The 23,442-nt window shown below is 34.9% G+C and carries 21 protein-coding genes; 2 read left to right on the forward strand and 19 right to left on the reverse strand.

The genetic code is table 11. The features are described from left to right. Positions 1-162 precede the first annotated feature (162 nt). The 16 genes from FF52_RS00385 to FF52_RS00460 form a co-directional block, all read right to left on the reverse strand. On the reverse strand, positions 163-561 hold the full coding sequence (locus FF52_RS00385) for an acyl-CoA thioesterase (RefSeq protein WP_008462012.1): 399 nt from the start codon (positions 559-561) through the stop codon (positions 163-165). A gap of 1 nt (position 562) precedes the next feature. Further along, positions 563-1,696, reverse strand: a complete 1,134-nt coding sequence (gene ribB / locus FF52_RS00390; protein WP_008462014.1) for a 3,4-dihydroxy-2-butanone-4-phosphate synthase — start codon at positions 1,694-1,696, stop codon at positions 563-565. A gap of 2 nt (positions 1,697-1,698) precedes the next feature. Continuing rightward, complete coding sequence (locus FF52_RS00395) at positions 1,699-3,153, reverse strand: LptF/LptG family permease (protein ID WP_035690522.1); 1,455 nt, start codon at positions 3,151-3,153, stop codon at positions 1,699-1,701. Positions 3,154-3,161: 8 nt separating this feature from the next. After that, positions 3,162-3,854, reverse strand: a complete 693-nt coding sequence (locus FF52_RS00400) for a LolA family protein (RefSeq protein ID WP_083219897.1) — start codon at positions 3,852-3,854, stop codon at positions 3,162-3,164. A 7-nt stretch (positions 3,855-3,861) separates the two neighbouring features. Next, a complete protein-coding gene (locus tag FF52_RS00405) occupies positions 3,862-6,321 on the reverse strand; it encodes a DNA translocase FtsK (RefSeq protein ID WP_008462022.1) in 2,460 nt (819 codons plus the stop codon). An 18-nt stretch (positions 6,322-6,339) separates the two neighbouring features. Continuing rightward, a complete protein-coding gene (locus FF52_RS00410; RefSeq protein WP_008462024.1) occupies positions 6,340-6,714 on the reverse strand; it encodes a diacylglycerol kinase family protein in 375 nt (124 codons plus the stop codon). Between the two features lie 13 nt (positions 6,715-6,727). Then, positions 6,728-7,225, reverse strand: a complete 498-nt coding sequence (gene tpx, locus FF52_RS00415) for a thiol peroxidase (protein ID WP_008462026.1) — start codon at positions 7,223-7,225, stop codon at positions 6,728-6,730. 702 nt (positions 7,226-7,927) lie between these two features. Next, a complete protein-coding gene (locus FF52_RS00420) occupies positions 7,928-8,185 on the reverse strand; it encodes a DUF6952 family protein (RefSeq protein WP_008462029.1) in 258 nt (85 codons plus the stop codon). Positions 8,186-8,294: 109 nt separating this feature from the next. Then, positions 8,295-8,603: a thioredoxin family protein gene (locus FF52_RS00425; protein WP_008462030.1), complete on the reverse strand. Its 309-nt coding sequence runs from the start codon at positions 8,601-8,603 to the stop codon at positions 8,295-8,297. Positions 8,604-8,847: 244 nt separating this feature from the next. Next, positions 8,848-9,486 carry a peroxiredoxin gene (locus FF52_RS00430; protein ID WP_008462031.1) on the reverse strand — a complete coding sequence of 213 codons (639 nt, stop codon included), beginning with the start codon at positions 9,484-9,486 and terminating at the stop codon, positions 8,848-8,850. A gap of 123 nt (positions 9,487-9,609) precedes the next feature. Continuing rightward, complete coding sequence (locus FF52_RS00435) at positions 9,610-11,223, reverse strand: glycoside hydrolase family 3 protein (RefSeq protein ID WP_008462032.1); 1,614 nt, start codon at positions 11,221-11,223, stop codon at positions 9,610-9,612. Positions 11,224-11,225: 2 nt separating this feature from the next. Beyond that, on the reverse strand, positions 11,226-11,675 hold the full coding sequence (locus tag FF52_RS00440) for a GNAT family N-acetyltransferase (RefSeq protein WP_035690532.1): 450 nt from the start codon (positions 11,673-11,675) through the stop codon (positions 11,226-11,228). Between the two features lie 90 nt (positions 11,676-11,765). Beyond that, entirely contained in the window at positions 11,766-12,107 is a 342-nt protein-coding gene (locus FF52_RS00445; protein WP_008462036.1) for a hypothetical protein, read from the reverse strand. A 21-nt stretch (positions 12,108-12,128) separates the two neighbouring features. Beyond that, positions 12,129-13,451: an MFS transporter gene (locus tag FF52_RS00450; protein WP_008462038.1), complete on the reverse strand. Its 1,323-nt coding sequence runs from the start codon at positions 13,449-13,451 to the stop codon at positions 12,129-12,131. Next, positions 13,438-15,009 (reverse strand): glycoside hydrolase family 10 protein, encoded by a 1,572-nt coding sequence (locus FF52_RS00455; RefSeq protein ID WP_008462039.1) that lies wholly within the window; start codon positions 15,007-15,009, stop codon positions 13,438-13,440. Before FF52_RS00455 ends, FF52_RS00450 begins: the two co-directional genes overlap by 14 nt. A gap of 124 nt (positions 15,010-15,133) precedes the next feature. After that, entirely contained in the window at positions 15,134-16,342 is a 1,209-nt protein-coding gene (locus tag FF52_RS00460) for an anhydro-N-acetylmuramic acid kinase (protein WP_008462040.1), read from the reverse strand. Positions 16,343-16,675: 333 nt separating this feature from the next. On the opposite strand from FF52_RS00460, the gene FF52_RS00465 reads away from it, so the two are divergent. Continuing rightward, a complete protein-coding gene (locus tag FF52_RS00465; protein ID WP_008462041.1) occupies positions 16,676-17,134 on the forward strand; it encodes a hypothetical protein in 459 nt (152 codons plus the stop codon). A gap of 205 nt (positions 17,135-17,339) precedes the next feature. On the opposite strand, the gene FF52_RS00470 is transcribed toward FF52_RS00465, so the two are convergent. Together FF52_RS00470 and FF52_RS00475 are read right to left on the reverse strand one after the other, a co-directional pair. Next, positions 17,340-17,573: a hypothetical protein gene (locus FF52_RS00470; RefSeq protein ID WP_008462042.1), complete on the reverse strand. Its 234-nt coding sequence runs from the start codon at positions 17,571-17,573 to the stop codon at positions 17,340-17,342. A gap of 484 nt (positions 17,574-18,057) precedes the next feature. After that, positions 18,058-18,870, reverse strand: a complete 813-nt coding sequence (locus tag FF52_RS00475) for a mechanosensitive ion channel family protein (protein WP_008462043.1) — start codon at positions 18,868-18,870, stop codon at positions 18,058-18,060. 200 nt (positions 18,871-19,070) lie between these two features. Between FF52_RS00475 and FF52_RS00480 the strand changes: the two genes are divergently transcribed. After that, on the forward strand, positions 19,071-21,977 hold the full coding sequence (locus FF52_RS00480; RefSeq protein WP_008462046.1) for an FAD-binding and (Fe-S)-binding domain-containing protein: 2,907 nt from the start codon (positions 19,071-19,073) through the stop codon (positions 21,975-21,977). A gap of 150 nt (positions 21,978-22,127) precedes the next feature. On the opposite strand, the gene FF52_RS00485 is transcribed toward FF52_RS00480, so the two are convergent. After that, complete coding sequence (locus tag FF52_RS00485) at positions 22,128-23,288, reverse strand: Gfo/Idh/MocA family protein (RefSeq protein WP_008462047.1); 1,161 nt, start codon at positions 23,286-23,288, stop codon at positions 22,128-22,130. Between the last annotated feature and the right edge of the window lie 154 nt (positions 23,289-23,442).

A 23,442-nucleotide genomic window follows, 5' to 3' on the forward strand; every position in this document is an offset into this window, starting at 1 on the left:
GCCATTTCTCCAGTATGTCGCTCTCATTACCTGATTGCGGGTGCAAATATAAGACGGTTTTTCGGTTATAAAAACTTTTTTCGGACTTTTTTTTGAAGTTTTTTAAGATAATTTTCAAGTGTCTAATTATCAGTATTTCCGAAAGTGATATTTTTAAAAAAATTAATCTAAATCGTCTAAAATTGGCGTTGGTTTTTTATGTTCGTCGACGGCAACAAACGAAAAAGTTCCTGAAACTACCGTTTCTCGAAGTTCAGTATACATTTGTTCCATAAAAATATCGACATGAATTTTACAGCTCGTTCTTCCAACGCTATCCACTTTTGCTACTAATTCGATTAAAGTTCCTGCGGGAATTGCTTTTTTGAAATCAATTTGGCCTGTAGAAATCGTAACTACTTTTTTACGGCTAAAACGTGTAGCGCAGATAAAAGCAACTTCATCCATTAAATGAAGAGCAGTTCCACCAAATAAAGTATCGTAATGATTGGTTGTGCTAGGAAAAACGGCTTTAAAAATACGAGTTTCTGATTTTTGAATTCTTTCTTCTACTGTTCCCATATTAGTAATTAACGTATTCTGTAATTTCAAGTCCGTATCCAATCATACCAACGCGTTTTGTTTGTTCTGTGTTCGAAACCAATCTGATTTTAGAAATATCTATATCATGAAGAATTTGAGCTCCGATACCGTAATCTTTACTGTCAATAATAACCTTAGGAGCTTTTAAAGTTCCGTTAGCTTGCAATGACTTTAGCTCAGAAATTCTGTTTAAAAGGTTAACAGCCGTCATGTCTTGATTGATAAAGATAACAGCGCCTTTTCCGTTTTCATTAATCACTTTAAACATATCATCTAACTGCTGTTCAGCATTATTAGTTAAAGTTCCTAATAAATCGTTATTCACTTGAGAAGAGTGTATTCTGGTCAAAATTGGTTCGCCAAGATTCCAAGTTCCTTTCGTTAAAGCGATATGAATTTGTTTGTTTGTTGTTTGTTCGTAAGCTCTTAAACGAAAAGTTCCAAAACGAGTTTCGATGTCGAAATCTTCTTTTTTAACGATTAAGCTATCGTGCTGCATTCTATAAGCAACCAAATCTTCAATAGAAACTAATTTCAAGTCGAATTTTTTAGCTACTTTAACTAATTCTGGCAGACGAGACATTGTTCCATCTTCGTTTAAAATTTCGCATATTACCCCTGCAGGTTTAAATCCAGCTAGACGCGCAAAATCGATTGCAGCTTCAGTATGGCCTGTTCTTCTCAAAACTCCGCCTTGTTTGGCAATTAAAGGGAAAATATGACCAGGACGAGCTAAATCATGAGGTTTTGTATTTGGATCAACTAATGACTGAACTGTTTTTGATCTATCAGCGGCAGAAATTCCAGTTGTAACGCCTTGTCCTTTCAAATCAACAGAAACCGTAAAAGCTGTTTCCATATGATCTGTATTGTTGGTTACCATTGCGCGAAGATCCAGTTCCTTGCATCGGCTTTCTGTAAGTGGTGTACAAATTAAACCGCGTCCATGGGTAGCCATAAAGTTGATCATTTCTGGAGTTACTTTTTCGGCAGCAGCCAAAAAATCACCTTCATTTTCACGATCTTCATCATCGACTACAATGATTACTTTACCTTGACGAATATCTTCTATAGCTTCTTCAATGGTATTCAGTTGTATTTTTGTTGTTGACATAATTATTTTTGCTTTTGAGCAGGTAAAAACCGCTCAGAGATTTTCTGAATTAGTTGTGAAATCGGAGTTGTAATCGCATCAAAATTAATTAAACCGTTGTCGTTTGTAGCACGATAGGTTAATAAAATTGCTAGAGGAGAGAGTATAAAAGACGACATCCACGATCCCATAAACGGAGTCATTCCGCCTTCTTGAGATAATCTTTTTCCGAATGTATTGATAAAATGGAAAGTAATAAAGATTAAAACTGCAAATACAATAGGAAGTCCAAGTCCTCCTTTTCTAATAATCGCACCAAGCGGAGCCCCAATAAAGAACATTAGGAAACAAGCAAAAGCAATAACAAATTTTTCGTATAACGCATTATAGTGTTTGTTGATCTCTCGCTCTTTGTCTTTTAAATCCTTCTGCGTAGTTTCGATAGAATAAATATTGCTGGTAATATTGCTTCCTGCCATTTTTAAAATATCTACTTTATCTTTATTAGAGTAAATAGACAAAACATCGTTTGGAATCGGTTTTTTCTTGATGTCTTTTTGAGAATTTTGAAGGAATTTTTTAATTCCAACTCGCTGATTGATATTTTCAGAAAAAGAAACAATTTCGTTGTCTAAATTTTTGCTCAACGAGTCCAAAGTGTAGCGTAGCTCATTAACATTTAGCATGGCATTTGTTCCTGCAATACTTTCTTTACTATCATCAACTTTGTTTAATTCAGATAAATCGATATTGATAATCTGTGTCTTAAATTTTCCTTTTATAAAAGGCATTTTAGCACGATCCTCATATTTTTTTGGAGTGACATCTTGGTAGTAGTAGCCGTCATTCAAAACTAGTTTTAATATGCTAGATTTCTCGTTACTGACTAATTCACCAGTTTTAGCTTTAATTACGGTTTTATTTTCACCCATATTATTCGCTTTCTCATGGATCGTCACACCAGTTAAATGATTGCCGTTTTCGCCAGATTTTTTGTTTACTTTAATATTGTAAGTGCCTACATCATTAAATTGACCCTCAGCAATAGCCATAGCTGGCTTGGCTTGAGCAATGTTTTTTCTAAAGTTGACAAACTTGTATTCGGCATACGGAATCACATTGTTGGCAAACCAAAAAGCAACAATACTTAAAACGAAAATAAAAATAATCAATACTCTCATTGCTCTTTGCAAGGAGATTCCCGAAGATTTCATGGCCGCGAATTCATAGTTCTCGGCTAGATTTCCGAAAGTCATGATGGATGCTAATAGAACCGAAAGCGGTAAAACCAACGGAATAATACGTGGCATAGAAAAAAGCAGGAATTTCACGACCAAAATTAAGTCGAGATCTTTTCCTGCTAGTTCTGATATAAATAGCCATACTGTTTGCAGTATGAATATGAAAAATAAGATTACAAATACCGTGGTAAATGTAAGTAAGAATGTTTTTAATAAGTATTTGTCTAGAATTTTCAACCTTCTGATTAATCTAATTTATTGATGTAGTATTTCGGGTATTTACTCGCTACAAAGGTAAATTGATTTTTTGATAATGGCTGATTGGTTTTAAAAGAATTAACGGTTAAAGTTGTTTTTGTTCCGTTTTTTCCAGTTTCAATCAAATTGTAAATATGTTTTGTCTGAACGTCAATACCTAACAAAATTTCTTTTCTTTGGTCTTTTCCGCTAGTTGGAACTAATTTGATATATTGAATTTTTCTTCCTTTTACATTCTGAACGATGTCCATGTTGTATTTGTAGCCAGAATTGAAGAAAGTAAGCATTTTTGAAGGAGTAATTGCATTATCATCTTTCTCGTTTACTTTAGAAATGGTAACTTCTTCGTCTTCAGGAACGATAGTGTATGTTTTTTGACCGTCAAAGATTTTAGTAACGCCCATGAAATTCAAAACATATTGATTTCCTTTCATAGTTACGTTTCCTTTACTGTCTTGATTGATATTTTCTTTGGCATTATTCAAAGAATATTTAAAATCGATAACAATATTGTCGTAGCTTTTTATTTTAGAAGTTACTTCGTTCAATAAATCTTTCGCTTTTTTATCTTGAGCCTGAATAGAAGTGAAGCTCAAAAGCAAAATAATTGCCATTTGAAAACACTTTTTAGTCATGTTTGTGATAGAATTGTTGTTGATTTCTTGAATTTTTGCTTTCATGATTGGATTAATTTTGTTCATTATTAAAAAATTGATCAAGAGCATTTAAATCTAAGATGTTCACACTACGTGCTTTACTGCCTTCAAATGGACCAACAATACCTGCTGCCTCAAGTTGATCGATCAATCGACCCGCTCTGTTGTATCCTAATTTTAATTTTCGTTGCAATAAAGAAGCAGAACCCTGCTGTGCATTGACAATAATCTCTGCCGCTTCTCTAAATAAAGTATCTCTTTCGGAAATATCTATATCAAGATTGATGCCACTTTCTTCTCCAACAAACTCTGGAAGCAAATAAGCTGTAGCGTATGCCTTTTGTCCTCCAATAAAATCTGTAATTTTTTCTACTTCAGGAGTGTCAATGAAAGCACATTGCACACGAATTACATCGTTTCCATTAGTGTATAATAAATCTCCGCGTCCAATCAGCTGATCGGCTCCCTGAGTATCCAAAATGGTTCTAGAGTCAATTTTCGAAGTTACTCTAAACGCAATTCTGGCAGGGAAATTGGCTTTAATTAAACCTGTAATAACGTTTACAGACGGTCTTTGTGTTGCGATAATCAAGTGAATACCAATAGCACGGGCTAATTGAGCCAAACGAGCAATCGGAACTTCGACTTCTTTTCCCGCGGTCATAATCAAATCGGCAAACTCATCGACAACCAAAACAATGTATGGCAAAAATCGATGTCCAGCTTCTGGATTTAATTTTCTAGACTTAAATTTTTCGTTGTATTCTTTAATATTACGAACCATCGCATCTTTTAGCAAAGAATAACGATTATCCATCTCCACGCAAAGCGAATTTAAAGTGTTCACAACTTTTGCATTATCAGTAATAATAGCATCTTCTGTGTCGGGAAGTTTGGCTAAATAATGTCTTTCAATTTTATTGAAAAGTGTAAGCTCAACTTTTTTCGGATCGACCAAAACAAATTTTACTTCTGCTGGATGCTTTTTGTATAAAAGTGAAGTTAAAACCGCATTTAGTCCGACAGATTTTCCTTGTCCAGTTGCTCCAGCCATCAGTAAGTGAGGCATTTTGGCAAGATCGACAACAAAAGTTTCGTTTGAAATGGTTTTTCCTAATGCAATTGGCAATTCCATTTCTGCTTCTTGGAACTTTGCTGCTCCAATAACACTTTTCATCGAAACCATGGTTGGGTTTTTGTTCGGAACCTCAATACCGATAGTACCTTTTCCTGGAATTGGTGCAATAATACGAATTCCTAGTGCTGATAATGATAAAGCAATATCATCTTCTAAACTCTTAATTTTAGAAATTCTGATTCCTGCTTCTGGCACAATTTCATATAAAGTAACCGATGGTCCAACGGTTGCTTTAATTTGTGCAATTTCAATTTTGTAGTTACGAAGCGTATCTACAATCCTGTTTTTATTTTCTTCTAATTCTTCCTGATTAATTGTAATTCCGCCAGTCGAATATTCTTTTAATAAATCGATGGTCGGGAATTTGTAATTTGATAAATCCAAAGTCGGATCAAATAAACCGAAATCGGCAACTAGACGAGAAGCTAAATTTTCTTCAATAATATCCTCTTCTTCTGCCTTCTCAATTACAAAAGCTTCATCAGGATTAACTAATGGCAGTTCTTGTTTTGGAGTAATTGGTTTTAAAGTTGGATTTAAATCAATTTCCGAAGGATGAGAGATTGTTGGTTTTAAAGCTTCTTTGTTAAGTTCAAATTGAGAATCGACAGTTTTGATGTGGATGTTGTCTAATTCAGGGTCGTTTTCTTCTTGTTTTTCTTCTACAATAGCAAATTCTTCCAGATTATAAGCACTTTCTGGCTGATTTACAGCTGGCTTTAAAGTGTCTAATTCCGATTTGAATTCTTTTTTAGTAGAGTCAAAATACGACTGAATTTTTTCTGGTGATAATTTGATTTTGAAAATCAGATAGACTATTAAACCAAAAAGCAGTGTAAGCAAAGTACCTGTTTTCCCGATATAATCTTGAAGGAATAAATTTAATTCATAACCAATTGTTCCTCCTAATTCTGGAGCAGAAGTAGCAAAGAAACCAAATAAGATGGAAACTACTATAATAGCAAAGATATCCCAGAACCAAGTGTTTTTAAGTTTTTGAGTCGAAAGTTCAAGCGCTAAAAACATTCCAGTAAGGAAAAATAAACGTACGAAAATAAAAGAGGCAAGTCCGAAGCCTCTGTAAATAATTAAATCGGCAAGATAAGCCCCGAATTTTCCGAGCCAGTTCTCTGCAACTTCAGTGCGGTCTCCAAGTTGGTCTACAACACTTTGGTCGTTTTGCCATTGTCCATTAACATAAAAAGAAATAAATGCAACTAATAGTGCAATAGAAAAAAGAACCAAAAGACATCCTAAAACAAATTTTTGTTGTTTAGATATTTTAAAAGATCTTTTATTTCCTTCTTGTTTGTCGTTTTTTTTATCTACAGTTTCTTTTTTATTTTTTGCCATTCTTGCGTTTTCCTTTGCCTAAATAAATTTTGGAATATAAATAATCAAGCCTATTGCAATTGCAGTCATTGCGGCAAAAAATACCGCTCCGGCAGCAATATCTTTAATAAATCCAATTCGTTTGCTGTAATCAGGATGAATAAAATCGGCAATTTTTTCAACTGCTGTATTTAATCCTTCGACAGCTAAAACTAAACCGATTGCCAAGGTTTGACAGAGCCATTCGGTTTGTGAAATATGAAAATAAAAGCCTAAAATAGTCACTATGATTCCCAATGAAAATTGAACCATAATGCTGTGTTCAGTCTTAATTAATTTTACAGCGCCGTTAAAAGCATAAGTCATGCTTTTTAAACGGCCTGTAACAAATGTATTATCTTTTTGAAACTCCATTTACAGGAAAATATTATAATGCTGCTAAAGCCGCTTCGTAATTTGGTTCGTCTGCAATCTCTGCTACTTGTTCTGTGTGAACGATTTTTCCGTTAGCATCAACAACAATGATCGCTCTTGAGTGTAGACCTGCTAATGGTCCGTCAACAATCTCTAATCCATTTGCTTTACCAAAAGCACCAGTTTGGAAATCTGATAAGTTTACCACATTTTCTAAGCCTTCAGCACCGCAGAAACGTTTTTGAGCAAAAGGTAAATCTCTAGAAATACATAAAACAGTAGTGTTTTCTAATCCGCTGGCGCTTTCGTTGAATTTTCTAACAGATGCTGCACAAGTTCCTGTATCAACACTTGGGAAAATATTTAAAACTAATTTTTTACCAGCGAAATTGCTTAATGAAGCAACTGATAAATCGTTTTGTACTAATTTGAAGTCAGCTAATTGCGATCCAACAGCTGGTAATTCGCCTGATGTATGAACTGGATTTCCTCCTAATGTGATAGATGCCATGATTTTTGTTTAAAATTAATGAGGCTCAAAAGTAAGGATTAATATTTGAATCTAAAAGTATTTGTTAAGGGTTTAAGGAGAGATTAAGGATGTATTTTGGATAGCCGCGAATTCATCAATTTATCTAATAATTTTAGATTTTAGAGGATAGATTTTAGATTTATTATGTCTGTAAGGTTGAGCAAAGTCAAAGTAAAGAAGTGTGTTTAAGTTGAGTATTGCAACTTTTAGTTGCCTCCAGCTTTAGCTGGAGGTTTTATAATTGACTGTAAAGGGCTTTAGCCAAATGCTTAAGTTTGGCTAAAGCCTTTTTAACGCATGTTTGCTTACCTCCAGCTAAAGCTGGAGGCAATTGATTTGTGTTTAATATCTAGATAAATCGAAACGTTTTTGAAACCTTTTATCCGCGAGAGGGATAGGAGCTGGCTACCGAAGTAGCGCGGATAGCCCGACAGCATCCCGATAAAAGGGCGTATATGCGCAAAGTGAGTTAGCCCTTTTATCGGGATGGTGGCTCGCCCAAATTATTTTAAATTTTAGAATGTAGATTTTTGATTTGCTTTACGTGGGCTTCGACTCCGCTCAGCCTGACAAAGATTGCCTGAAAACTGCGACTGAACACTGTAAACTAAAAAAAGCGTCTCTAAATTAGAAACGCTTTCTCAGCTTTGTTTTTTTATTTATTCTTGGGAAGGGGTCGATTTACTTATCGATTGAACCTAAAACACGTTTCATGAACGTATTCAAAGCTTCTTTTTTGTCTGTTCCTTGAGCAACCAATTTTTGTACTTCAAGGGCACCGTACATATTTGAAATCAATTCGCCGATTACATCTAATTCTTCGTCTTTTAGAGAAGGAATTTCGGTCATCGCTTCAAGAACTTCGATCGTTTCAATGATATAATCCTGATCGTTTTCTTCAATGAATTGTGTTAAATGCTTAATTACTGGTAATTTCATAGTTTAGACTTCTTAGATTTTTAGACATTCTTAGACTTCTTAGACCTTTTTTAGTTTGTAGACAACTTCTAAGAAGTCTAAAAATCTAAGTTAGTCTAACGATCTAAAATTAAACAATTGCGTTTACAAGATCGATTAAAACTTCTTGTTTGTTAGTTTGCGTTTCGCCCACTAATTGTCCGTTTACGAAAGTTGCAAATGTTGGCAAGTTGCTCACATTAGCTAATTTTCTTGATTCAGGAGAATTTTCTGCATCAACCAAAACAAAAGTGATAGCTTCATTTTCTGTGGCTAATTTTTTGAATTTTGGTTTCATAATACGGCAATTTCCACACCATGATGCTGAATATTGCACTACTACTTTTTCGTTTTTAGCAACTAAATCTGCTAACGTATCTTCGTTTAAGTCGATTAACATAAGTTTTATTTTTAAGACACTAAGTCGCTAAGGTGCTAAGGTTCTAAGTTTTTTTTAGTCCTTAGTCCATAAAATGACTTAACGTTAAAATTATTTTTTTGAGATCTAAAGCTATCAGGGTTCTAAGATTCCAAGTGTTAATCTTAGAACCTGATAACTGTATTGTAGAATTTTATTTAAGATTTAAAGTTCAGTAAAAAAACTTAGTGCCTCAGTACCTTAGAACCTCAGAACCTTAAAAAAATTAATTAGCGCTTAAGTATTCAGCAGTGCTTAATCTATCTGCAGTCATAGCTTCTTTACCAGCTTCCCAGTTTGCAGGACAAACTTCACCTTTAGTTTGGATGTGCGTGTAAGCGTCAACCATTCTTAAGTATTCGTTTACGTTACGTCCTAATGGCATATCGTTTACGCTTTCGTGGAAAATTTTTCCAGTTTCGTCAATTAGGTAAGTAGCTCTGTAAGTTACGTTTGAACCTTCGATGATAACTGAATCAGTATCTTCGCTGTAGCTTGTAGATTCGATATCAAGAATACCTAAAATGTTAGCTAAGTTACGGTTTGTATCAGCTAAGATTGGGTAAGTAACACCTTCGATTCCACCATTGTTTTTTGGAGTATTTAACCAAGCAAAGTGAACTTCGTTAGTATCGCAAGAAGCACCAATTACGATAGTATTTCTTTTTTCGAATTCTGGTAATGCAGCTTGAAAGGCGTGTAATTCAGTTGGACATACAAAAGTAAAATCTTTTGGGTACCAAAATAAAAGTACTTTTTTATTGTTGTTTACTGCTTCTTCAAAAATGTTGATTTTTAAATTGTCACCCATTTCTGAGATAGCATCTACTGCAATACTTGGGAATTTTTTTCCTACTAAAGACATAATATTCGTTTTACGTTAAAAATTTATTTGGTGCAAAAGTAGGGCATAAGTACAGGTTCTTACAATAAGATGTGATTATAAATATTTATAAGTTGATAAATTTTGACTATTTGATATTTTAACTTATTGAATATCAATATTTACTGGTAAAACGCCGTTGAAAATATTTTTTTCTAAAAATTGAACTCCCGCTGTTTTTTGAAATTCTTCAAAATCTTGATATGCCTGAATTAATCCTGAAGCTTTTTTCAGGTTAGGAATTAAAGGCAATGCGTATGGATTTCCAAAAACAAAAACGATGCATTTTTTGGTCTGTAATAATTCAGAAAGCAGTTCTAAAACTTCGTTGTCAATTTCGAAATTATTCAGTGGTTTTGCTTTTGGAACAAATAATGAAATGATAATCGTTTCAAAATTTTCTAGTTCTTTTTTGATAGATGAAATATTGGATACTTCTAGATTTTCAAAAGCGAATTCTGGAGAACCGAGTTTTGTATTTAAAGTTTTGAAGAATGTATTTTCAGTATTTTTATATAAACTCAGTTTGGCTAATTTGTTGTTTTTCTGAGCTTCAAAAGCCAATTCTGAACTTGCGTTGTCTATAATTTTAGTAATGGCATTTTGAGCAATTTCTAGGTTTATTTTTGATGTTTTTTCGAAATCTAATTCGCCCAAAGCAACAATATTTCCAGAAAGAACTCCAGCTTTTTCTTTGGCTTTCATAATTCTGTTGTAGCTTTCAAAAATACGGTCTGGCGAAGCATTTTTATAAATAGCTTCAATTCCTTCAGGAACATTTTCGGCGAAACATAAAATATCATTTCCAGCATTAAAAGCTTCCCATTCTAATTGACCTTTGGTTTTGTACAATTTAGAAACGCTGTGCATGTTTAAGGCATCAGAAATTACTAAACCATCATAACCTAATTTATCACGTAAGAGACCCTGAATGATTGCTTTTGACAAGGTTGCTGAGATATCTTTTCCGTCATTTAAACTCGGAACCGATAAATGTCCGATCATGATCGAATCAACATTATTTTCGATTCCTTTAATGAATGGATATAATTCGTTATCTAATAATTCTTCTAAAGTTTGTTTTAAAACAGGCAATCCTAAATGCGAATCGACATTAGTATTTCCGTGTCCAGGGAAGTGTTTTAGACAGCCTAAAACGCCAACTTCTGACATTCCTTTTAAATATTCGATAGCAAAATCTGCTACTTTTTGTTTGTTTTCACCAAAAGAACGGTATCCAATAACAGGATTATTTGGATTATTGTTGATGTCTGCCAAAGGCGATAAATTATACTGAATTCCGGCTGATTTTAAATCCAATCCAATTTGTTTTCCAGTTTCGTAAACTAAATTTGATTTGTTTTCTGGTAAAGCGCCAAGCGTAATTGCATACGGATATTGCGGTGTTTTTTCAATTCGCATGGCCAATCCCCATTCCGCATCAATACTGATTAAAAGTGGAGTAGAAGCGGCTTTTTGATAACGTACGATCAAAGCTTTGATTTTATCATAGCTGTCATCATTAAAAACTACTTTTTTCTTGCTTTCGTAATTGGTTGCAGCACTCGCACGGCTGTGAAAAAAAGTCAGTCCGCCAATATTATGTTCTTTTATAAGGCGTTCGGTTTCTTGAATATTTTCTTCAGTATCATTGATGAATACTGCTGGAAAGAAAAATTGTCCTATTTTTTGTCGTAATGCTTCGGCGGTAATTTTCATTATTATAAAGTCTTTTTCATGCAAACACTATTATCCATTTCTTCATAAGGAGGATAATTTGGAATGATGGTATAATTTAGTTTTTGATATAAGTTGATGGCTTCCGGTTGGTTTTTTCCAGTTTCTAAAATCGTATAAGTATAACCGACTTCTTTTGCCCATATTTCAAGTGTCGCTAAAATGGCAGAAGCGATTCCTTTTTTTCTATGATCTGGACGAACGTACATCCGTTTAATTTCTGTCGTATCTGGTTCTTTTTCGCGAAAAGCGCCGCAGCCAACAGGAATTCCATTTTCATAATAAACGATTGTATGTTTTATTTTGTCGGTTTTATTAAACTGATTATAAAACGCATGATCTTCGCCATCTCGAATCGCTAAATCTTGATCTAATAAAACAACCAGATTTATAAAATCGGTATCGTCTGAATTAGTGCGTTTTAAAGTAACCATGTCAAATAAATTTAAGTATCTTGTTTTTACCATTAAGGCATTAAGTTCATAAAGCTTGGCTTAAATTACTTAATGTCTTAATGGTAAAAATTATTTCAACTTTGCCTTCTTTTGTTTAGCCAATTGTTTTTTAGTTTCAAGCGCTTTTTCCAATCGGTTTTTAAAACGGAAAAGTTTTGGCAATCCTTCCAATCGGTCTTCAATTGTGATGATTTCGTAAACCACAATTGCTTTTTCTAAAACCCGGATTTCATTGTCCAGATCGTTTTCGTTTTTGTAGATTGTTGCTAATCGATCGTAAGGATGGTTTCCTTTAAAGCCTTCTGCAACATTTTCTTCATACAACTCAATCGCTTTTTCAAGATTTCCGTTTTTTTCGAACTCTGATCCTTTCAGATTTCGTTCGTTCTGCAAATTCTCATTGATTTCCATAGGTTAAAGTTTGATTTGGGATTAAACTTCTTCTGATTTCTTCCCAAAATCTTTTGGGAATATTAAAAAACGTGATAAAATAAGACCTGGAATTGTAGCTATTAAAACCCATACAAAGAAGTTTTGATAGCCTAAAAATTTCTGAATATAACCGCTTAACATTCCCGGAAGCATCATTCCTAATGCCATAAAACCAGTTGCAAGTGCATAATGTGCTGTTTTTGATTCTCCTTCTGCAACATGTATTAAATACATCATAAATCCTGTAAATCCAAAACCGTAACCAAATTGTTCAAGAACAACCGTTATGCAAGTATAAAGATTTAATGGAGAATTTATTTCGAAAAAATATAAATTTATATGAAGATGAAAAAGCTCTTGTGGCTGAAAATGAGCTAAACCAATAAAACCAAGTATAGGAAGGTGCATCGCCAAAAACATTGGAAGCATCCATTTCGTAAGACCGTGTTTAGAGATTGCAATACCTCCTAAAATTCCCCCAACGGTAAGAGCAAAAATTCCCAAAGTGCCATAAATAATTCCAACAGCTTCGGTGTCTAATCCCATTCCGCCCAATTCTCTTTTATCAAGCAAAAACGGACTTAACATTTTTAGCAATTGCGATTCTCCTAATCTGAAAACCAAGATAAAAGTCAGAATTAATCCGATTTGTTTTTTCTTAAAGAAACTGATAAATATAGTTCCGAAGTTTTGATGAGGAGTTTCTTTTTCGGTTTTAACGGCATTGATTTCGTTTTTTGGCGTAAAAATGAAATTGTAAGCGGTAATAAATGTCATCAATAAACCAACACAAATCATCGTATAAGACCAAGCTTTTGTATTGTCGCCATATTTATGTTCCAAATATCCTGCAAAAAGTACTACCAAACCATTTCCTGCGAGCATAGAAAGTCTGTAGAAAGTGCTTCTGATTCCGATAAAGAAAGATTGTTTGTCTTCTGGCAAAACCAATAAATAGAAACCGTCAGTCGCAATATCATTCGAAGCCGATGCAAAGGCAGCAACCCAAAATATGGCTAATGACATCATGAAGAAACCGTTTGTGGGAATCGTTAATCCGACCAATAAAAAGGCAATTGAAATTATTAACTGCATCCATAAAAACCATTTTCTCTTGGTTCCGATTAATTCAATAAGCGGGCTCCAAAGCGGTTTTACCACCCAAGGAAGATATAATAAACTGGTATAAACTCCGATGTCTTCATTTGAAATTCCTAAATTTTTGTACATAATTACCGAAACCGAAATAATTATGGCATACGGTAATCCAGATGCAAAATTAAGAAGCGGAATCCAGAACCAAGGTTTATTATCTGTTTTCATTAGGTTGATTTGGTGTATAGTTTTTAAATGGTTTTTTGAGGTCTATAGCTGTTGGTGTGCTTTCGTTGGCATAATAATCAATAAAAGTTACCGCACAGGCTTTGTAAAGATTTAGTTTGCCGGCGGCAATAGCAAAATTGATTTTGCCGTCAACTTCTTTTATGGTTACTTTTTCAATGATTTTTGTAGCATCGTTAATATCGATTTTCGAAACATGTTCGCCTCCATAAACCACCATATAGCGAACCTTTGTATTTAGCGGACTTTGGAATGTGAAATTATATTTAATGCTGTCTTTACTATATTCCAAAACCTTTGGAGTATCGATAATAACATGTTTTAAATTAGGAACCGCTGCAGGAAGTGCAGGATATTTGTATTGGTTTTCTTCTAAATGGCGAACTACATCAAAGTTTTTCCCCATAAACCATTTTGAACTGAAATAAGCACTTCCAGAAACATTTTTAAAGGTTCTTAAAAAATCAATCTGATTTGGAATTTCAGTCATGTAATTCCAGTTTTTATCACCGTCAGCTCTAATTTTATATGTAGCATGCCCGATGTAAATGGCTGTGTTATTAGCATTTTCCGACCACCATTTTACCAATTTAGAATAAGAAGCTCTAGTATTGTTCATGCTCCAATACAATTGCGGCAAGATATAATCGATCCATTTTTGATCCATCCAAAGCATCGGATCTGCATACAAATCATCATAATTTGATGTCGATGAAGTTTCAGAACCTCTTGGATCTTGATATTTGTTTCGCCAAACCCCAAATGGACTAATTCCGAATTGTACCCAAGGTTTGCTTTCTTTGATTGTATTGGAAATCGCATGCACAAAGTTGCTCACATTCGCACGACGCCAATCGGAGAGGCTTAAACCTGCTCCATATTTTTTGTAAGATGCAGAATCGTTAAAAACTTTTCCCGGAACAGCGTACGGATAAAAATAATCATCAAAATGAATCGCATCGATATCATATTTGTCAACAACTTCTTTTACGACTTTTGTTAAATGTGCCTGAACTTCTGGCAAAGCTGGATCATAATAATATTTTCCGCCATATTCAATCATCCATTCTGGATGTTTAAAAAGATCATGATTTGGACTCAAAAGATTTTTATTCAAATCGAAAGTGGCACGATACGGATTTAACCAAGCGTGAAATTCAAATCCGCGGTTGTGCGCCTGCTCAATCATCCAAGCCAGAGTATCGTAATACGGATTTGGTGCCAAACCTTCTTTTCCAGTCAAGAAGCGTGACCAAGGTGCAAATTCAGATGGATAAATAGCATCTCCCACACTTCGAACCTGAACAATAACAGCGTTATAATTTAGTTTTTTGTAGGCTTCTAAAATTTCAAGATAATCAGCTTTTTCTTTTTCTACGTTGTCTGTTGCTGTTTTTGGCCAATCGATATTTACAACTGTTGCAATCCAGACACCTCTAAATTCATTTTTTGGATGCATTGTTTTTTCCTGTGAAAAAGATTTCCATCCAAAGAAAAATAAAAATATAATAGAGTATAATAAGTGCTGATTTTTATGCATTTCAATCTTTTTAAACAAAAACCAAAAATAGGCTTAATTTTTTTTCTGCCACAAATTCACGAATTTTATTTTACGCAAAGTATTTAAAAAATAATTCGTGAATTCGTGGCTATTTTTTTTATTTTCAATCTGGGAAAGAAATTTTCCCCATTGTTGCTGACGGAATTCCTTTTTGTGAACCAAAATTATAATTGCCGCCAGCAACCGTTTCATTCGCCAAAACGGCAAATAAAACCGCTTCTTTGGCATCGCCTGAAATTCCGAGAACGTCGCTTTTTTCAAATTTACAAGATAATAATTCCTGCAACCACTTCACCATTAACGGATTTCGAGCGCCACCGCCAGACATATAAACTGTAAACTCTTCGATTGGAGTTTTAGTATTTTCTACAACAAACAAAACCGCTTCGGCAATCGTTTCTGCGCTCAGACGTGTTAAAGTGGCCAGCAAATCTGGTGCCGAAATATTCTGTAATCCTAATTTTACCAAAGCCGAATTCACAAAATCATGATTAAACAATTCCTGACCAATAGTTTTTGGAAAGCTTTTCTGGAAGAAAGCATCGCTTTTTAATTCGTTTAAAAGTTTCTGATTTACCGTTCCTTGTTTAGCAATTTCGGCATCTTTATCGAAGCTTTTTTCTGGAAAAAATTGTTTGGTGAAAATATCGATTAAAGTATTTGCTGTTCCGGTATCGGTTACAAAAACTTCCTCGGCATTTTGTGAAGCAGGCAAATAAGTGAAATTTGCGATGCCACCCATGTTGAGCATGATTCGGTTTTCGCCTTTTTTGCTGAATAACAAATAATCGCCATAAACCGCCAAAGGAGCGCCTTCGCCACCAGCGGCAACGTGTTTTTGTCTGAAGTCAGAAAGTGTAATAATTCCAGTTTTTACCGCAATATGATCGCCGTCTCCAATTTGTAAAGTCGCATTTGGAAATTTTTCCTGCTGATGTAAAAATTTTGGCGCGTGCAAAACCGTTTGTCCATGAGAAGCAATCAAATCAACTTCGGTTGCGGGAATATTCCATTTAGCAAGACAATCGTTTATCATTCCAGCGTGCAAATCTGCAATCCATTCGTTTAGTAAAACCAAATGCTGAAAGTCGATTGTTTTCTGCGCAAATACTTTTCTGATTTCGGTTTTAATATCGTCGTCGTAATCGATAGTTTCAAATTCTTGGATTTTGACAACCGTATTTCCGCCTTCGCCTGAAACTTCGCAAAGTGCCAAATCGAGTCCATCAAGTGAAGTTCCTGACATTAAACCTAATATTTTTCGAGTCTCTTTTTGAGCAATTTCGTAGAGGGCTTTTATATTTTTATTCATTTCAAGTAATCTTAAAAACGCAATTAAATTTGGAAACGCTAAAATGGGATTTATTTGGGGATAAATTTAGAAAAAAGAGATTTTATTGTTTCTAATTGGAAGAATTAACAGATAATCTGTTGGTATGAAATGTTTGATAGGTAATTTATGTATAGAAAAGACTTTGCGTGCACGAGCAAGATGCTCGCGGTAGTTAAATAAGTTAAAATCGGAAATGTTTTTTTGTAAATGGAGAATACGATTACAAAAATTACTCACTAGTAATTTAAAAACAATATTTTTGATGTTGCTAATACAAGTGATTGTACAAATTATCAATATAAAATTAGGATTATGGATGTTGAAATTATTCCAGGAAGTCTTTACGCTAAAATAAGCGATAAATTATTAAAAAAAATAGATACGTCAAAATTGCCTTTATTTGGAGAAAAAGAAATATATAAAAGAAGTGCAGATAGATATGGCAAAGTTAAAATTAAATTAGATGTCGAAAATGATTTAGATATAATAAAAGAAATAAATGAATATAATTATCATGACAATTTAAATAATTTAATGCGTAATCATTATACCTATAAATGGGAAGTTGATGAGGAAAAATTACCAAAAGAATATGAACAATATATTAAGCCCGAAATTTCGAATTTTATTAAGATTTTATCTGTTTTTAATAATGGTAATGCTAAAATTCTAAGATTTTCTATTGTGGATGGTGATTTTAAAGATTCGGAAAGACCTGCACATATGCTTGCTACAATATTTGCTTTAATTGACTTATTTGATCAAATGTAATTTTTTTAAATGAAGATTTAAAGATGTGAACTCGATAGTGCGGATTTGTAATCTCTGCCGGCAAAGATTGGACGCAATAATAAGCTGAAAAAGAGATATTTTGTAGGCATCTGCTAGCGCGAGCGTCTCGCTCGTGCCCACAAAGTTTATCGCTTACTAAAAGTAAACCCTCGATTTCAAAAACCGAGGGTTTACTCTTAAAATTCTACTCCAACTCCAAATAAGGATTTAAAGTTTCAGCTAATTCATTGAGCCAGTAAAAGCTGTCTCTTAATTTGATGATTTCGCTTTGAAATGTTTCATGTTCGCTCAAAACACATAAAGCGAGTGTAAAATTTACCTGCCTTAATGTTTTAGCCATTTCAACAGGATCAATTCTGTCGTTGAAAAAATTCAAAAGCTTGATTTCGGTTTGTTTTGAAATTGTGTTGGTACTCATAATCTTTGTGTTTAGGAAAAGAACCCGCACAGCTAAGGTGTCCTACGCCACAAAGTGCGTTGCAGTTGTTTCCAATACCGCCACCATACCGCACGGGCAAAAGTTTTTTTGATATCATATTTCTTTGTGTTTAGGATTGTAAAGATATCAAAAAAATATTTTTAAGTAAGAAAAAGATTATATTTTTAAAATGTTTTATTGCAGTAAATCATCTCTGCGCAGTAAATATAAAACGTTATTTTGAGAAAAGGTAAACTCAGTGAGATTTCCATACAGTTTGTCATTTCGAGGAACGAGAAATCTTCGCAAGTAACTTCGCAACAGTGCGTGCTCGGCATACGAAGATTTCTCCTCCGTCGAAATGACAAGATTGGGGAAATTTGTTATGTCAATTTTTTGTTTCCATAAGCCTTCGACTCCGCTCAGGGTGACAATTCAGTTTAAAAAAAACTTAGAACCTTAGCATCTCAGAACCTCAGAACCTTTATTTCAACACAAACTCATTTTCTTTCAGCTTCTTCAATACCGCAGCAATAATTTTAGAACGACATTCAGAATTTTGAATCGTTGATGCGGTTTTAACCCAATAACGAACATTCAGCTGAATAATACCGCCAGCAATGACATCGGTAATTACGGCGGCGTTTTCGTGGTCTTTTTCGGTTACCTCTTCGCTGTTGCCTAGAACTTCTTTTACGAGTTCGATAGCGCGTGTATAATTAGAACCATATTCAAGTCCGACTGTGAAAGTCTGGAGTAGAAAACCTTCGCTATTATAATTAATTAAAGTGTTTTTTATGAGAAGCGCGTTCGGAATATAAATGATCTTAGAATCGCTTTTTACTTCGGTATCACGCAGGTTGAGATTGATGACTTCGCCTTTTACGCCATTACTTTCGATAATATCACCAATAGAAAACGGACGTTTGAAAGCGAGAAGAATTCCGGCAAGGAAATTTTCGCCAATATCTTTCAGCGCAAAACCAATAACGAAAGCTGAGATTCCAGCGCCAGCAAGCATACTTTGTGCAACGCCTTCGAGACCAATGATTCGGAACATAAACAAGATTCCGATGATAATTAAAACCGATTTAATTAATCGGGCGATAAAAACTGCCAAAAGGCGATCGTGCATTTTGGCTTTGAGTCGGTTTCCAGCAAAAAGGCCAACACGGCTCGCAATAAACCATGAAATTAAAACGACGAGAATCGCCAGAATAAATTTTGGTGTAAGATCGACAATGCTGTAATAATAGTTTTCTAAATGTTTAAAGACGTCCTGAACGAAATTTTCCATGATAATAAATCCGTAAAATGTAAATTCCTAAAATTACGATTTCGATATTGGGAGCGTTTATAGAATTCGACTTTAATTTTATAAAAATGCGAGGCTGAGGTTTAGATAAATTCCCATTTTGTACATTTTAAACTGCTATATCTTTATATTTGTTGTCTCAATTTTTGAGGAATTATTTTAAAGAAAAAGCACCATTTAATATGTTGACCCAATCTCATTTAGAGCAATTAGCCAGCGAACTCGAAGGCACACTTTTATACGATGATCTTCATAAAACACTTTATTCGACAGATGCATCGGTGTATCGGATTCGGCCAAATGCGGTGGCTTTGCCTAAATCTACAGCAGATATCAGCAGGTTAATTCGCTTTGCGGCAGAACATAATATTTCGATTACGCCAAGAACTGCTGGAACTTCATTGGCAGGACAAGCTGTTGGCGACGGACTTGTGGTTGATGTTTCGAAACATTTTACCAAAATATTGGGTTATGATGCCAAGAAAAAAACAGTTACCGTTCAGCCAGGTGTTATTCGCGATGAATTGAATTTATATTTAAAACCTTACGGCGTTTTCTTTGCACCAATTACATCAACATCAAACCGCGCAATGATTGGCGGAATGGTGGGAAATAATTCATCTGGAACAACTTCGATTCGATACGGTGTGACGCGCGATAAAATTGCTGAGGTAAAAGCGATTTTGAGTGACGGAACGGAAGTTGCTTTTGGCGAATTGACTTCGGCGGAATTTATTGAGAAAACCAAAGGTGATTCTTTAGAAAATAAAATTTACAAAAGCGTTTACGACGAACTTTCGGTAAAAGAAAGTCAGGAAGAAATTATAAAAGAGTTTCCGAAACCGGAAATTCACAGGCGAAATACAGGTTATGCTGTTGATATTCTGCTAAAATCTGAATTATTTGGCGGAACTGAACCAACAATAAACTTAGGAAAATTACTTTGCGGAAGCGAAGGAACTTTGGCCTTTACAACCGAAGTAACTTTAAAAGTTGACGATTTACCGCCACCTCATAGTATTATGGTTGTGGCGCATTATCATACGATTCAGGAATCTTTGGAATCTGTTGTGGTGGCAATGAAGCATCATTTGTACACTTGCGAAATGATCGACGACACGATTTTGGATTGTACGAAAACCAATCGCGAACATATTAAAAACCGTTTCTTTTTGGTTGGAGAACCAAAAGCGATTATGCTGTTTGAAGTAGCATCTGATACATTGGAAGATGCCGAAAATCAGGCAAATGCTTTAATTGCCGATTTAGAAAAAAACAATTTTGGTTATGCGCTCGTAAAGATTTACGGTCCCGATATTGAAAAAGCAAACGAATTGCGAAAAGCGGGTCTCGGACTTTTAGGAAGTATTGTGGGCGACGACAAAGCAGCCGATTCTATTGAAGATACCGCGGTAGAATTAAGCGATTTACCAGCTTATATTGCAGAGTTTTCGGCGATGATGTTACGCCACGGACAGGAAGCGATTTATTATGCACATGCGGGTGCGGGAGAATTGCACTTGCGTCCTGTTTTGAATTTGAAGAAAACATCTGACTTAAAATTATTCAGAACCATTGCGACAGAAGTAGCGCATTTGGTTAAAAAATATAGAGGTTCGTTAAGCGGTGAACACGGTGACGGAATCGTACGCGGAGAGTTTATTCCGTTTATGATTGGCGATAAGAATTATGAATTGCTTAAAAGATTAAAACTGGCATTCGACCCGAATTCGGTTTTAAATATCGGGAAGATTGTCAACGCTTTGAAAATGGACGAAAATCATCGTGTAGTTTCGGGCAGGGTAGAACCAGATATTAAAACGTTTCAGGATTTCTCAGACAGTTTGGGAATTTTACGTGCAGCCGAAAAATGTAACGGCTCTGGCGATTGTAGAAAAATGCCATCGGCGGGTGGAGCGATGTGCCCGAGTTATCGTGCGACCAGAAATGAAAAAGAGACAACTCGTGCAAGAGCAAACGCTTTACGCGAATATTTGACGTACTCTGAAAAAGAAAACAAATTTGACCAAAAGGAATTATACGAAGTTTTTGAGTTGTGCGTGAGCTGTAAAGCTTGCGCGAGCGAATGTCCGAGTAATGTGGACGTTGCCACTCTAAAAGCAGAATTTTTATACCAATACCAAAAAGCAAACGGATTTTCGACCCGAAATAAAATTTTTGCCAACAATGCGAAGTTGAACAAAATGGGAAGCAAATTCCCATCGATTACGAATTTTATTTCGAATCAATCTTTGGTGAAAAAGACAATGGGAATTGCGCCAGAAAGACAAGTTCCGTTATTGGCGAAAAAGACTTTTAGAAAATGGTATCAAAACAATAAACCTACTTCAACAGATTTTCCAAACGGAAGATTGTATTTGTTTGTAGATGAATTTACCAATTATTACGACGTAAATATTGGAATTGATGCTTTTGAATTGTTGACTAAATTGGGTTATCAGGTTTTGGTTGTCGATCACGAAGAAAGCGGAAGAACCTATCTTTCAAAAGGATTTTTGGAGGAAGCGAAGAAAATTGCCAATCATAACATAAATATTTTTAAAGATTTGGTTTTAGGAAATGCGCCTTTAATCGGAATTGAACCTTCTGCGATTTTGACTTTTAGAGACGAATATCTTCGTTTAGCCGATGATAAAGAAGCTGCAGAAAAGTTGTCTAGAAATGCATTTACAATCGAGGAATTCTTCAAAAAAGAAATCATAGACGGAAAGATAACTTCAGATTCTTTTTCTGAAGAAGCTAAAGAAATTAAAATCCACGGACATTGCCATCAGAAATCTTTAAGTTCTGTTGAAGCTACTTTCGCCATGCTAAATCTTCCTAAAAATAACACGGTTACGATTTACAATTCTGGCTGTTGCGGAATGGCAGGTTCTTTTGGTTATGAAAAAGAGCATTATCAGGTGAGCATGCAAATGGGAGAAGATACTTTATTTCCAAAAGTGCGTAATACAGCGGAAAATGTAAAAATTGCTGCTGCCGGAACAAGTTGCCGTCATCAAATTTATGATGGAACAAAGCGTGAAGCGCAGCATCCGGTTAGTATTTTGAGAAATTGCTTGAAATAATTTAATGGCAATCCCGATAGCTATCGGGAGTAAGGAACTACGCGAAAAGGGCGCAAAGATTTTTTTCTCGCAGATTTGGCAGATTGAGCAGATTTATTTTTGTATGATAAAAAATCCGCGGAATCTGCCAAATCTGCGAGAGAAATATAACTATTTCAAACTTATTTTTTTACCAGTTTCAGCGGCTTTATAAATAGCATTGATAATTCTAACGTCTTTAATTCCTTCTTCGCCTGTAATATGAGTTGGGAGTTTTTTATTGGCTAAAATCACTTTACAAATCTCATCCATTTGGGTTTGCTGTTGATTTATAACAGGAAAATTAAATGGTTTTCCATCAGATCTTTTGCCTACAAAAGGTCCGTAGCTTACTGCGGGACTCATTTCGAAGAAACCTTCATCAGCAGCGGCATAAAATCGGTCAATGCCAAAACCATAAGAACTGCTGCAATTTGCAACGGCTCCGCTAGGAAATTCCATTTGCCATGTTATGTTTTCCTCAACTTGTGCAAATCTGTTTTTGTTGTTTATATGTCCAAATTGTGCCGTAACCGCGATTGGTTCTTCACCTAAAACATAACGCGAAACTTGGATACAATACACTCCCAAATTGATTAAGGCACCACCGCCTGCCCATTTTTTAGTCAATCGCCATTCGTTACGGGCATTTAGATCGACAGGTTTGTTGATATCACGAACATCATACGTACTGTAACCAAGACCTGTTTCGATGTAGCGGACTTGTCCCAAAACTTTTTCTTGTCCCAATCGCTTTACTTCTAAATGATTCGGTTCATAATGCAAACGATATCCCATCGCCAGTTGCACATTATTATCATTACAGGCTTTGATCATTTCTTCGCAATCCTCAATCGTAATGGCCATTGGTTTTTCGACAATAACATGTTTTCCTGCTTTTGCGGCACGTACAGTAAATTCTTTATGCAATGCATTTGGAGTGACGACGTATACTAAATCAATGTCTTTATTTTTTACGATTGAATCAAAATTTTCGTAATTGTAGATATTTTTTTCAGGAATATTATACTTCTTTTTCCATGTTTCAGCTTTTGATGGTGTTCCGGTAACTATTCCAGCAAGCTGGCAATATTCAGAGACCTGAAGTCCTTCAGCTAGCAATGAAGCATAGTTTCCTAAACCGCACAAAGCAATATTTAATTTTTTTCCAGTATAAGGCTGATGTGTTTTTTCTGTTTCGGTTAGAAAAGAAGGAAGCGTAATCATTACAGCCGAAGCTCCAACACCAAGTCCTAATTTATTTACAAAAGAACGTCTTGTTATTTTTTCCATAAAATGATTCTTTAAAAATTAAATACTATTTAATTAGTAAGCCGATTTGAGGAAATGTTACATTTGTGATTGAAATAGATTTAACCGCAAAGAGCGCAATCCAGATAGCTATCGGGAGCGTGAGAAAATTTATAGACAAAGATTTGAAAAAATA

Source organism: Flavobacterium sp. F52 (genome assembly GCF_000278705.1).
Lineage (GTDB): Bacteria > Bacteroidota > Bacteroidia > Flavobacteriales > Flavobacteriaceae > Flavobacterium > Flavobacterium anhuiense.